This window comes from Aeribacillus composti (assembly GCF_031760945.1).
GTDB classification, from domain to species: Bacteria; Bacillota; Bacilli; order Bacillales; family Aeribacillaceae; genus Aeribacillus; species Aeribacillus composti.
Genome location: NZ_CP134501.1, coordinates 1,990,654 through 2,003,123 on the forward strand (window position 1 = coordinate 1,990,654; position 12,470 = coordinate 2,003,123).

The window sequence follows — 12,470 nt, forward strand, 5'->3', positions numbered from 1 at the left end:
ATTAAGCATTACTTTTCTTATTCGTCAAGGTTACGGACTTCCACTGGCATCAACTTATTTTCCAACCGTTCCCGATACTTTTCGTAACGCTCCGGAAGCTTTAATTCTTTTCCAAGTGCATCTAAAGATTCATCAATTGCAAAACCCGGAGGATCTGTTGCAATTTCGAACAAAATTTCACCATGCTCTCTGAAATAAATAGAATGAAAATACTTTCGATCCTGAACTGGCGTTACCCTGTATCCATTTGATTCTAAAGATGTTTTCCATTCTAATTGATCGTTGTCGTCATTTGCCCGAAGCGCGATATGATGGACTGTTCCAACCCCCATGATGCCGCGTCCGGAAGAAGTAATTTTTACATCAACGACATTGCCGATTTCACTTGGAGACTGAAAACGAATAAAATCTCCTTCCCTTCCAATTCGTTGAAGTCCAAAAATATTCTCCAACAACTCTGACGTTTTTTCAGGAAATGATGAATATAATACGGCGCCGCCAAATCCTTTAATGGCAACATCAGAGGTGACATGGCCAAATTCCCATTGATTTAATTCTCCTTCTTTTCGTTCCACTAGCTCAATGTTCAAACCGTGCGGGTCTTGAAATACAAGCAGTGACTCACCAAACCGTTCTGTCATTGTAAACGGAATTCTAAATTTATCTAGTCTTTCTTGCCAAAAGCTCATGGAACCTTCTGGTATCACATAAGAAGTTACACCCACCTGACCATTGCCGATTTTTCCTTGATACGCATCAGGCCAAGGAAAGAAAGTAATCAGTGTCCCTGGCTTTCCTTCTTTATCCCCGAAATAAAAATGGTACGTGCCGGGATCATCGAAATTCACAGTTTTTTTAACTAACCTCAGCCCTAAAACTCCAGCATAAAAATCAATATTTTCCTGCGGATGGCCGACAATAGCAGTAATATGATGAATTCCAGCTGTTTTCTTTTTCATCTTTGATTCTCCTTTATTATTTTCTTTACGCGATTCGTTTTTGTAAATCAATCATTTTAACGGGTCATTATTTCGAATTAAAATATCTCGAATTAAATTATTTTTAATTCAAAATAATTTTATCAAATCTTTCATTTATTGTCAAAATGCTGATCTGTTGAATTTTTCATCTCTTTTCGTTCCGTATTCACTAAAATACCATCCTTACCAAAATGAAAGCAATCGCAAGAGCAGCGTTTGAATGCGAAGAGAAACCTCCCTCTCCTCTTGCGCGCAAAATCGTTACAGAAATTGTTGTTCTTGCCGTAGCAAGGGCAATTGGCCGTTCCATAAATTTTTTTGTGATGGCTCGGCAAACACAGTCGAATTTAAGATTGGTGATGAACACGCAACATCCTGAAAGTAGCCGGCATCCGCCAGCTGCTTTCAGATAAACCGAAAACATGCAAAAGCAAATTGCTTTTTGCAGACTGATCGGAATGACCGTTGCAATTTAATATTAGTAAATCCGTATGGCTTTAGCAAATGTAGACAAATGAAGTTGAATACCGTAACCGGACAGGTATCATTTCTGATCTTCTTTTTTATCATCTAATTCAAAAAACTCAGCAAAATCCATTAACGAAGCATCTTTGTCTTTTAACGCCAATTTTGCTAAGATGATTTCGAGAAGACATAAGCCAATTAAAATAAGTAATCCTTTCATCATATTCCTCCCCCCCTCAAACTCATCTCTTTGTCAACATCAACATAATGTATGAAACGCGTTTCAGGTCAAGGATTTTTAAAAGAAAGGGATATTTCATGGCAACGATTCGTGATATTGCAAAGCTTGCAGGTGTTTCTGTTACAACGGTTTCGAGAGTTTTAAATAATCATCCATATGTCAGTGACGAAAAAAAAGAAGCGGTTTTAAAAGTGATAGAAGAAATCAACTATAAACGGAACATTCATGCAGTCCACTTGTCTAGAGGCTTTTCAAATTTGATCGGCGTCGTCCTGCCTAAAATCGATCATCCTTATTTTAGCAGCATTGTGGAAGGGATTTCGGAGGAAGCGATCAAGCATCATTTGCAGCTTGTTCTCTTTCAAACGAATTATGAACCAGCAAAAGAGCTTGAAGCATTGGAATTGTTGCGGGGAACCTTATTGGATGGTGTCATTTTTTGTTCAAGAGCCATTTCCTTTGATGTATTGAAAGAATATAAAAATGCTGGACCGATCGTTCTTTGCGAAGATTCAGACCAAAGCCATTTCCCTTCTTTGAGCATTCCGCATGAACAGGCATTTCAGTTTGGTTTGGACTATTTAATTTCGAAAGGTCATACGAAAATTGCATTTACTTTAGGACGAATGGAAGGACCAAACAGTAAAAAAAGAAGAAAAGCCTATAAAACAAAAATGAAGGAATTAGGCGAACCGATTCGAAGCGAGTGGATCTTCGACAAATGCCTATCGATCACTGACGGCAAACAGCTTATGGAAAAGCTTCAGCATTTAGAGAAAAAACCGACTGCCTTTTTTGTTACAAACGATCAAGTGGCAGCAGGTATCTTATTAAGTGCCGAACAATATAAAATAAAGATTCCTCAAGACATTGCCATCTTAAGCTTTGATAATCAGCCTATTGCCGACATCATGGGAATCACTACTATTGAAATCCCAATAAAAAAAATGGGGAAGCTTGCGGTGCAATCGATTATTCATTGTAAAGAAAAACGGGAGCAAACAAATAAGAAGATGACTCTCCCTTTTCGGTTAATTGAGCGGAAAACTGTGTAACCCATGAAGAAGGCTTCCCCCTCTTTAGAGTTCAAATCATTCCTGCCAAACGATCATCTGCAAAAACCGAAGCAGCTTGGCAGGATTTTTCATTTGATTTTGTAATCATTTTGACGATTTGCATGCGTCTTTTTCCATATTCCGCTTTCTTTTGACGTTCAGTGTGAAATTCATCGATTACTACTCAAAGCTGGTTAACAACTTGTCTGCATACTTACTCCCCTTTTTGGCCGACAGCAAAGTGTACGTCAATCACAAATGGCCTTACAAATGTTTTCAATTGCATAGCAATGAAAATCTTTAAAATTGGAGCGTTATTTCCCAAAGTCGTCTTTTAATTTTCTTCTTATCAGCAAGCTTGCGATCACGATGCTCAAAATATTTGCTGCATAAACAAACGCTTTATTTCCGTCAACCATCGAGTTGAATTTGTAAAAAAAGTGCGGCCATGGTATAAGTTCGCCGTTTGTCACGTATTCGACAACCGTATAAATGGCAATGAATCCGAACGCCATTTCAACATTTTTGACCAATAAAATCAATAACGCACCAATCAGCAAAAAATTCAACCCGAGCAGCAAGGCGAATAAAATTAAATGCCAAGGCACATCCGCTAGATTAAGGAAGAAAAGCAACAAGATCATTAACAAATTCATCACGGTGTAATATCGCATTAAATCAATAATGGCGTGCTTTTTATACAGATTGATCAATGTATCCCATGCCCCGTCCTCCCTTCTAACCATGATCCTAAGCAGAACATAATCATTGAAAGGAAATCGAAATACGCCTCAAGTCGTAGTTCAAAATATGCCTCAGGTTCGTTATGAGCAGCGACCACAAAAGGTAAGATGAAAATTGAAAGGAGGTCATTCAAATTATGAAAAAAATCGGTTTGTTCATCGCAGGTGCAATAGCCGCAATAGTTTTAATCGCCAATCTCGGCTCAATCGTCGGACTTCTTATCAGTTTGCTTGTTCTATACTTTTCGTTTAAACAATTTGTGAAATCCGACAAAAAATCAAAAAAATGGTTTTGGGGGATTGTCGGGCTGATTGCACTATCTGTTTCAGCTGCAAATGTCCCAGCTATTCTCGGTTTAATCGCCGCATATGTGCTTTATCTCATTTTTAATAATTGGAAAAAATCGAATGATCCGTATGTGTCAGACGATCCATTCACCAATTTTGAAAAACAATGGGAATCACTAAAACGACAATAAATGGAGGGGAAAAAAATGAGCATATTTACGAGATTAAAAAATGTGATTATGGCCGATTTACATGATTTATTGAATGAACAGGAACAAAGGAATCCAATTGCGCTATTAAATGAATATTTGCGCCAATGTGAAAAGGAAGTTGAAAAGGTTCAAAAATTAATCGAACGCCAACGATTATTAAAACAAGAGCTGTTAAGAGAATACAACCATGCTGAACACTTAAAAGAAAAAAGAAAATATCAAGCCGAAATTGCGTTGAAAGCGCAAGAAGAAGAATTGCATCAATTTGCCATCAACGAGCAGCAGCAGTATGAGGAGCGTGCATCAAAATTAAAACAAGCGCTTGAACAAGCAACGAAACAGCTCATTGACTTAGAACATAAATATGAAGAAATGAAACATAAATTAAAAGATATGCATATAAAGCGCATGGAGCTGATGGGACGAGAAAATATTGCACGCGCCTACTCCCGGATCAACCAAGTTCTTGAGCAGCATAATTCCGAAAAGAACCATTTTGTTCGCTTTGCTGAAATAGAGAATTACCTTGATGAACTGGAAAATCGAATCAACAACAGATACGATACATTAACATTTGATGCAAGAATCGCAAAGCTTGAAAAAGAATTAAAAAATCAAGAAACGGATTCAAATTCTTAACGTAAATTGTTATGCTATAAGGGCGTAGTTCTCTACGCCTTTCCATATTTATGTTCACACTAATAGGAAGGAGAGGAGCCTCGTGTTTCATCAATCGAAAATAGATTTTACAAAATGGATTTTCGTCATTGGCATCATCTTATTCATCGCAGAGCTTTTATTTTTCAATGGTGAGGCCCTTTTCTTCCTAATGATGATGATTTTTTGCGTATATATTGGAAGAAAAAGAATGCCGAAAAAATCAGGATTATTGTTATTTTGGATCGGAATAATCGGCGGCGTTCTATCTTTTTTCAATATGTTTACATTCCGACTGCTTCTATTTGCTGTTTTCATTTACTTTATTTTTCACTATGTTCAAAACAAGCAGGTAGCTGCTAAAAAGTCTCCTAAAATTGAAGAAGCAGATCCAATCCTCTCGCAAGAAGAGACATTTTCCAAAACGCCTCTTTTTCAAAACAGATTGTTCGGAACGCAGCGAACCGAAGAACAAATATACAGATGGAACGATGTCAACATTCAAACAGGCATCGGCGATACAGTAATAGATTTAAACTATACGATTCTTCCGAAAGGTGAAGCGGTGATTGTCATCCGAAAGCTTATCGGCAATATCGAAATAATTGTTCCTTACGAGCTGGAAGTGTCCGTCCACCATTCCGGTTTCATCGGCTCCTACTCCATTTTTGATTATAGTGAACCGAATGTATGGAACGAAACAATTCGATATGAGTCCAAAAACTATCATGAATCTGCCCAAAAAGTGAAAATCATCACCTCTATAACCTTTGGCAGAATAGAGGTGAAAAGAACATGAATGTATTGCAAAGACAAATTATTATCTGCTTAGTAACATCAGTAGTCACTTTTTTATTTTTCACTGTTTCGCTTTTGCTTACGTTCCTGTTTCCTAATTGGACATTACTATGGAAACAAAAAATTCTTGATATTCCGTTTATCCTCTTCACGTTCGTAATCAGCAGCGCCATCGGCTTGCTTTTCGGCATTCTATTCGGACTTCCTTTTAAAGATAAACTACACAAGATTGAAGACAAACTAAAAAAAATAACAAAAGGAGAAACGGTTGAACAAAATGAACATATAAACATTAAAGAATTAGATGAAATCAACCTTCGAATTGACCAAGTGCAGCATCATCTCATTGAACAGACGAAATTAACGCAAAAACTTGCAGGTGAAAACGCAAAAGAACAAGAAAAAAGATTGGAAGAAATCATTTCACAAGAAAGGCAAAGGCTGGCACGCGAGCTGCATGACTCTGTCAGTCAAAACTTGTTTGCGGCCTCGATGCTCATTTCTGCTGTTAAAGGAAACAAGGAAAAAATCGATGAAGGAACGAGCAAACAAATCCATTTAGTTGAAGAAATTATTCAGCAGTCCCAGCTTGAAATGCGCGCTCTTCTTTTGCATTTGCGGCCTGTCCCTTTAAAAGGTAAATCTTTGCAAACTGGAATTGAAGAACTGCTCACAGAGCTGCGGCAAAAGGTGCCGATGAACATCCAATGGAAGACAGAGCAATTTCCTCTAGATAAAGGGATTGAAGACCATTTATTCCGCATTTTGCAAGAATCGGTGTCAAACACTCTTCGCCACGCCAAAGCGAATACACTTGAAGTATTGCTGATCAAACGGAAAAATATGGCCATTTTACGGATTGTCGACGATGGTGTAGGATTTGACGTTCAATCGGCAAAATCAGGAGCATATGGTTTGCAAAACATGTATGAACGTGCAGCCGAAATCGGCGGAACATTGCAAATTGTCAGTGTCCCTCATGAAGGAACTAGATTGGAAATAAAAGTACCGTTGTTAACAGATGAAGGTGATAAAAATGATTAAAGTATTACTAGTTGATGATCATGAAATGGTAAGAATCGGCGTTTCGGCTTTTTTATCGTCCCAGCCTGACATAGAAATCGTCGGCGAGGCTGATAATGGCAAAAAATGCATTGAACTAGCTTTACAATTAAAGCCTGATATTATTTTAATGGACCTCGTCATGCCGGAAATGGACGGGATTGAAGCGACAAAAGAAATACTTCATCAATGGCCAGAGGCAAAAATCATTATTGTCACAAGCTTTCTCGATGATGAAAAAGTCTACCCTGCCCTTGAAGCCGGTGCTGTCAGCTATATGTTAAAAACTTCAAAAGCAGAAGAAATCGCCGATGCAATCCGTTCAACGTATCAGGGACAATCTGTCTTAGAGCCTGAAGTGACAACGAAAATGATGGCAAGAATGAATAAAAAACAAAACCGCCATCCTCATGAAGAATTAACAAACCGAGAAATGGAAGTGCTGCTTTTAATGGCTCAAGGGAAATCAAATCAAGAAATTGCAGATGAGTTGTTCATTTCATTAAAAACCGTCAAAGTTCACGTCAGCAACATTTTAAGCAAGCTGGGCGTTCAAGACCGCACCCAAGCCGTCATTTATGCGTTCAAGCATTCGCTAATCAAGTAAAATTGACAATAAGCGAAGAAAAGAGAAAGTGGAATTGGTTTTTCACCGAAACACAAATACAGGAAATTTCATTCGAAATTTATTTATCATTTTACATATATAATTAAAACAAAAAAATTGCTAGTTTTCCCAACCTAATAGAAGATCACATACGTAAGCGATGTTATTCATCTACCAAATGAATGCATATTCGTCGACAAAAGCAAAAATAAACATGTTAACGCTTGATAAAATCGGCTAAAAATAATTCAAAAATCTCAAGCGAAACGATGGCGGAAATCGAAATAATCGATAAAATCGGTAAAAGAAATCAGAAATCTTCCTATTCGTTTTCCGCCAAAAACTAGTTTTCTCTTAAAAAAACAATAGATGAACAAAAGTCCTAGCATGACTATCTATGCTGCCGAAAAATAGCAGCGTTTCCTTGCAGATAGAACATTTAATAAGCCTTTTGTTTCTAGGTTTAGGAACAGTGTAAAATGAGATACATAATAAGGTTCTTCTGCTCGAAACTTGAAAAAGACGTAATTTTCCCCCAACAGTATTCCGACTTTTATCGTATATATGGAGCATGCTCTTTTTCCAATGCATCCTGCAGCCATCTCGGATGCATCGTTAAAAGGTTTTCCGGCAGATCGTTTGGAGCGAAAAATCGTGCATCAAGCGTTTCATCTGTTTTTTGACGCAGCGTCCCTCCAATGATTTTGCACTCAAAGCAGGTTGTAATAAAGTGGCTGATTTCGCCATTTGGGTATAAAAAAATTTGTGAATCCGGATCTGAGTAAATGCCGATCAACCGGGTTACCTCCACTTCAAGACCTGTTTCTTCATAAATTTCTCTTATAATTGCTTCTTCCACCTTTTCTCCCGGCTCTACATGCCCTGATGGAATGCCCCATAGTCCGTTATCCGACCGTTTTAATAGGAGAACTTGCTGCTGTTCGTTAAAAATAATTCCCGCCACTCCTGCTTCGATCCGCTCCGGCCATGCAAAATCACGCGTATTCCATTGTTTAATTTTGACACGATCATCAAATAAAGACTGCAAATTTCCGATCACCGCATCCGGATTGCGGTAATCCCCGGGAGATGGAAACGGTGCATTCTTCCCGTTGGAAATTAAAATCGCTTGAATCCCTGCTTGATGAGCACCTAATATATCAGTTAACGGGTTATCGCCGATCATAACCACTTTTGCTTTAGACGAAATCGATTCAATCGCTTTCTGGAACATAAATGGATTCGGTTTGCCGACAATGTACGGTTTTTTCCCGGTTGATGCTCGTATCATTTCAGCAACAGCTCCTGTTGCAGGCAAAGGACCTTTCGAAGTAGGGAAACTCATATCGGCATTCGTTGCAATAAACTTCGCACCATTATGTATTTGTTTTACCGCTTCCTGAATATCGTACAAAGATACATTTCCGCTCCAGCCGACAACAACGGCTTCTGCCTCCTCTTCACCCTTTACAACCATTACTCCTGCTTGACTGCACTCGTGCTGTAAATGATCGTCCCCCAGCACGTAGGCACTGCGAATATTTTGTTTTCGCAAATATTGAGCTGTCAACCAAGCGGATGTAATGATTTCCTCTGGACTTGCTGTAATCTCCATTCGCTTGAGCCGTCCGGCAATTTTTTCTCTCGTAGTACAAGGATCATTTGTAAGAAACCGAATCATTTTCTTTTCTTGACGCAAGCGCCGCAAAGATTCAACTGCCCCAGGAAGCGGATTTTCTCCTATGTAAATCACTCCGTCTAGGTCAAATAAAAACACGTCAAATTCATCTATGATCATGAAATCATCCTTCCTTAGTGAACCATTTTCGCATGAACCAAACTGATTGAAAAAAACTCCTCATCAGCAAGCTAATTTAAGTTAAAGTGATCGTTTTCTCGAAAAGATTTGAACTTATTTAAAGTACCTCAAAACTAACTCGTGTTAAAACAATCGTTCTCTCAATGAACCATTTCTTAAACTGGCGCAAAACTTTTAGAAGTTTTTTTGCTGTCAAACCAAAAGATGTTTCAATAAAACGATTTGCCTTGCTTGAAAGTTTGCATGAGCTTGTATGAGGAGAATCTTCTCTCTTTATTTCCACTTCTACATATGATTATAATAGATTTATCGTTCACGCAGCAAAAAGGCGGTTTAAATGGAGAAAATGTGATGTGGAATATTGGGAATTTGAGCAATAAGACAAAAGTTTTTTCAAAAAGACTGTGCAATTCGTGCACACTAAGAACTAATCTCTAATCAAATGTATGCTTTTACGACTGATCTCCTTTCTAATAAAGAAAGGTCTGTATTTGATCTGACATTTATGCAAGTTGTCTTCCCCCTCTAAATGCCAGCAATACTGAACATTTATCCCCCTTTTTGCAGGGAGCTGGTCTATGTATCGCTCAAAAGTTTAAGGTGAGGACATTTATCCCCACCCAAATACATCTTCTGATATCAAAAAAATCAAACACATTCTTCTATTTTCTAAAGCTTAAATTGCCGTACAAATTCATTCAGCTCTTCGGCTAGCTTCGCTAGTTGTTCGGAGCTGTTCGCCACTTCTTCCATAGAACTGCTTGTTTGTTCGGCTGCCGCAGAGGTTTGCTCAATACCTGCTGCTGATTGCTCGGAGATCGAGGCTATTTCCTCGATGGAACGGTTCATTTCCCGGCTGTTGGAAGCGATTTCCGTCAAGTTGTTCGCAATTGTTTGAATATGATGAACCATGTCCGTAACAGCTTTGTTGATCGTTTGAAATGTTGCGCCTGTATTTTTAATTTGCTCTGTTCCTTGTTCAACCTCCTGATAGCCGCTCTTTAAAGCATCAACTACATTCTTTGATTCATTTTGGATATTGTCGACAATGCTTGTTATGTCTGAGATTGAGACGGAAACTTGTTCAGCGAGCTTTCTTACTTCATCTGCAACTACGGCAAAGCCTTTTCCGTTTTCGCCTGCTCTTGCCGCTTCAATCGCTGCGTTTAATGCTAGAAGATTCGTTTGGTCCGCAATTCCTTGTATGACTGATACGAGTTTTGTAATTTTTTGCAAATGTCCGTTTAAACCGAGCACTTTATCAACAGATTGTTGAAAAATTTCGTCAATTTTCGACATTTGTTCGGTAGAAGACATCATTAGTTTATTTCCTTTGCCGGCAATTTCAAGCACCTCTCTGGAGACTGATTCAATATGCTCCCCTTTTTCGCTGGCATCTTGAACTTTTTCGACAAATACCTCCATCTTTGCTGCCATGTCGCTCGCGCTGCTTGCTTGCGTTTCAGCGCCTGATGCCAATTCCTGCATGGTGGTTGAAACCTGCTCTGATCCGGCCTTCACTTCATTTGCAGAGTGGGTCATCTCCTCGCTGTGGCTTGTCAGTACTTCAGAAGCATTCGAAATGTTTGTAATCATTTCTTTCAGTTTATTTTGCAGCTGATTTATGGCATGTGCCAGATTTTGTGTTTCATCTTTCGAACGGATTTTTATTTCACCTTGTGTTAAATCTCCATTAGCCAGCAAATGCATGCGCTCAGATACGGCGTGTATTGGTTTGGAAATGCTGTTTGAAAACAGCCATACGATGAAAAATCCAATCACAATCGTTGCGCCAATGACAATCATTAAAAAAACGAGAAGATCATTAGCCGGCTGATTGAAATCCATTAAATACGTGCCCGCACATACAACCCATCCCCAATGAGGATCAGTTTTTGAATAGGCGACTTTTTTTTCAATTCGATTTTCGTTGTCAGGCAAAGCCCATTCGTAATAAGTTAAACCGCCACCTTCATTTCCGGTTTTAATCATTTTTTGATTGAATTTTACGCCTTTGGAATCTTCGTCATTCCAGCCTTGTCTGCCTTCTATAACTGGATGTGCAATAAGAGTTCCTTTTTGATCGATAATATACATGTATCCGTTTTCGCCTAAATCAAAATTTTTATTAATTGACCGTTTGCCGTCAGCATTCTTTTCCCCCAATATCGCAACTTTTACCTGTTCCTGCGCTTCTTCTAAAGACAATGTTCCCTTTTCAACCTCTTTATTTAACGCATCGATTAACTCAACGGTCATTTCGACGCTATTTTTTAAGTTCTTTTCCCCCAGCTTGTTTAAACTGGAAGTTGTTTTCTGATAGCTTAACAAGCCTAAAATGACTAACGGAATCGTTAATAATAGAAATGAAATGGTCATTAGCTTCATACGTATCGTGAATTGAAATTTCTTTTTCATGAAAATCATTACCCCTTTGTTATGCCATAATTTTTTTAAAGACTTAGTTCTTTCCTCTTAGAAAAGCGTTACGAACTCATTTCCATCCATTTTCACTCCCCAAATCCGAAATTGGTTGCTTGACATTTTAATTATCGGCCTCTAAACATACTTTTTTTAGTTAATTAATCATTTATTGTCAAATATGTATTTTTTTAGCTAACATCGAACGTATATGGTCAAAAATATAATGAACCGATAATCCTTTATTTAAGCGTTTTCATTAATTTTATCGTTCATTTAGTGCGGTTCTTTTACGTCAATGAAGCAAAAATAATCTGAAAATAGTCTATATGTTCGATCCGATAAAATTTATTTTTCTAATTCATTTACTATGAATAAGCAGCAATTATTTTTTTGTATTTTCCCTCATCGGCTTCGGCTCGCCTAATAAATATCCTTGAGCGTAATGAACCCCCAATGCTTTAGCCATGTCTAAATCTTCTTTTTTCTCAATTCCTTCTAAAACTAGTTTCATATTGGTACGTTCGCAAAGAAATAAAAGCTTTTTAATAACATCTTGATTTTTGCCCGAATTATATAAATTTTGGCCTAAAGAACGATCGACTTTAATATAATGCGGGTTTAAATCGACAATGGTTTCTAACGATATTTCACCTTTTCCGAAATCATCAACGGCAACTTTATACCCTTCATCTTTTAAAAATTGAATATTTTTTTTCAACAATTCAATATTTTCGATTTTTTCACTTTCATTTATTTCAAAAACTACTTTTTCGGTCGACTGAAAAAAAAGGTTTATTTTTTTTATAAATTGGGTAAAAGAATGATGAACAATCGTCGATGGAAATACGTTAATAAACAGCTTTTGCTGCAGGTCTCCCATCGATGTTATTGCATTGTGAATGGAGCAAGTATCCAGTTCATATAAAAAACCGCATTCACGGGCGATTTGAAACAAAATTTCCGGATCGGAAAAATATTTGCAGCGAAGCAAAGCTTCGTATCCATATATTTTTGATTCTTTTAATTCATAAATAGGTTGAAAAAAATGACAAAATGATTTGTTATCTATAATTTCTTTTATCCTTCTAATTTCCCATTTAACCAATGGAAGAACCTCCT

Annotated in this window: 12 protein-coding genes; 6 read left to right on the forward strand and 6 right to left on the reverse strand. The window is 37.7% G+C overall.

Going from position 1 to position 12,470, the window contains the following annotated elements; genetic code table 11:
- Positions 1-17: 17 nt before the first annotated feature.
- On the reverse strand, positions 18-959 hold the full coding sequence (locus RI196_RS09645; protein ID WP_130156992.1) for a ring-cleaving dioxygenase: 942 nt from the start codon (positions 957-959) through the stop codon (positions 18-20).
- A gap of 565 nt (positions 960-1,524) precedes the next feature.
- The gene (locus tag RI196_RS09650) at positions 1,525-1,668 is read right to left on the reverse strand and encodes a hypothetical protein (protein WP_161939811.1); all 144 of its coding nucleotides are present in this window, start codon (positions 1,666-1,668) and stop codon (positions 1,525-1,527) included.
- A gap of 95 nt (positions 1,669-1,763) precedes the next feature.
- Between RI196_RS09650 and RI196_RS09655 the strand changes: the two genes are divergently transcribed.
- Positions 1,764-2,741 (forward strand): LacI family DNA-binding transcriptional regulator, encoded by a 978-nt coding sequence (locus tag RI196_RS09655; protein WP_311066133.1) that lies wholly within the window; start codon positions 1,764-1,766, stop codon positions 2,739-2,741.
- Between the two features lie 314 nt (positions 2,742-3,055).
- Here RI196_RS09655 and RI196_RS09660 read toward each other — a convergent pair whose 3' ends face one another.
- Positions 3,056-3,487 (reverse strand): hypothetical protein, encoded by a 432-nt coding sequence (locus RI196_RS09660; protein WP_311066134.1) that lies wholly within the window; start codon positions 3,485-3,487, stop codon positions 3,056-3,058.
- A 134-nt stretch (positions 3,488-3,621) separates the two neighbouring features.
- On the opposite strand from RI196_RS09660, the gene RI196_RS09665 reads away from it, so the two are divergent.
- The 5 genes from RI196_RS09665 (at position 3,622) to RI196_RS09685 (ending at position 7,108) form a co-directional block, all read left to right on the forward strand.
- Complete coding sequence (locus RI196_RS09665; protein WP_063387809.1) at positions 3,622-3,963, forward strand: lmo0954 family membrane protein; 342 nt, start codon at positions 3,622-3,624, stop codon at positions 3,961-3,963.
- A 15-nt stretch (positions 3,964-3,978) separates the two neighbouring features.
- Positions 3,979-4,623 carry a PspA/IM30 family protein gene (locus RI196_RS09670; RefSeq protein WP_063387808.1) on the forward strand — a complete coding sequence of 215 codons (645 nt, stop codon included), beginning with the start codon at positions 3,979-3,981 and terminating at the stop codon, positions 4,621-4,623.
- An 82-nt stretch (positions 4,624-4,705) separates the two neighbouring features.
- Positions 4,706-5,440, forward strand: coding sequence for a cell wall-active antibiotics response protein LiaF (liaF, locus tag RI196_RS09675; protein ID WP_066251251.1), 735 nt, complete (start codon positions 4,706-4,708; stop codon positions 5,438-5,440).
- On the forward strand, positions 5,437-6,483 hold the full coding sequence (locus tag RI196_RS09680) for a sensor histidine kinase (RefSeq protein WP_063387806.1): 1,047 nt from the start codon (positions 5,437-5,439) through the stop codon (positions 6,481-6,483). The genes liaF and RI196_RS09680 overlap by 4 nt, the downstream gene beginning before the upstream one ends.
- Positions 6,476-7,108 (forward strand): response regulator, encoded by a 633-nt coding sequence (locus tag RI196_RS09685; RefSeq protein ID WP_311066135.1) that lies wholly within the window; start codon positions 6,476-6,478, stop codon positions 7,106-7,108. Before RI196_RS09680 ends, RI196_RS09685 begins: the two co-directional genes overlap by 8 nt.
- Positions 7,109-7,661: 553 nt before the next feature.
- On the opposite strand, the gene RI196_RS09690 is transcribed toward RI196_RS09685, so the two are convergent.
- The 3 genes from RI196_RS09690 to RI196_RS09700 form a co-directional block, all read right to left on the reverse strand.
- On the reverse strand, positions 7,662-8,906 hold the full coding sequence (locus tag RI196_RS09690) for an HAD-IIA family hydrolase (RefSeq protein ID WP_144598028.1): 1,245 nt from the start codon (positions 8,904-8,906) through the stop codon (positions 7,662-7,664).
- A 690-nt stretch (positions 8,907-9,596) separates the two neighbouring features.
- Entirely contained in the window at positions 9,597-11,345 is a 1,749-nt protein-coding gene (locus tag RI196_RS09695) for a methyl-accepting chemotaxis protein (protein ID WP_311066136.1), read from the reverse strand.
- 388 nt (positions 11,346-11,733) lie between these two features.
- Positions 11,734-12,456 (reverse strand): EAL domain-containing protein, encoded by a 723-nt coding sequence (locus tag RI196_RS09700; protein WP_082829624.1) that lies wholly within the window; start codon positions 12,454-12,456, stop codon positions 11,734-11,736.
- Positions 12,457-12,470: the final 14 nt, after the last annotated feature.

Bases quoted from the DNA above. Each gene is read 5' to 3' on its own strand.
- RI196_RS09645 (WP_130156992.1), bottom strand. From the start codon at position 959: ATGAAAAAGAAAACAGCTGGAATTCATCATATTACTGCTATTGTCGGC.
- RI196_RS09650 (WP_161939811.1), bottom strand. From the start codon at position 1,668: ATGATGAAAGGATTACTTATTTTAATTGGCTTATGTCTTCTCGAAATC.
- RI196_RS09655 (WP_311066133.1), top strand. From the start codon at position 1,764: ATGGCAACGATTCGTGATATTGCAAAGCTTGCAGGTGTTTCTGTTACA.
- RI196_RS09660 (WP_311066134.1), bottom strand. From the start codon at position 3,487: ATGGTTAGAAGGGAGGACGGGGCATGGGATACATTGATCAATCTGTAT.
- RI196_RS09665 (WP_063387809.1), top strand. From the start codon at position 3,622: ATGAAAAAAATCGGTTTGTTCATCGCAGGTGCAATAGCCGCAATAGTT.
- RI196_RS09670 (WP_063387808.1), top strand. From the start codon at position 3,979: ATGAGCATATTTACGAGATTAAAAAATGTGATTATGGCCGATTTACAT.
- RI196_RS09680 (WP_063387806.1), top strand. From the start codon at position 5,437: ATGAATGTATTGCAAAGACAAATTATTATCTGCTTAGTAACATCAGTA.
- RI196_RS09685 (WP_311066135.1), top strand. From the start codon at position 6,476: ATGATTAAAGTATTACTAGTTGATGATCATGAAATGGTAAGAATCGGC.
- RI196_RS09690 (WP_144598028.1), bottom strand. From the start codon at position 8,906: ATGATCATAGATGAATTTGACGTGTTTTTATTTGACCTAGACGGAGTG.
- RI196_RS09695 (WP_311066136.1), bottom strand. From the start codon at position 11,345: ATGAAAAAGAAATTTCAATTCACGATACGTATGAAGCTAATGACCATT.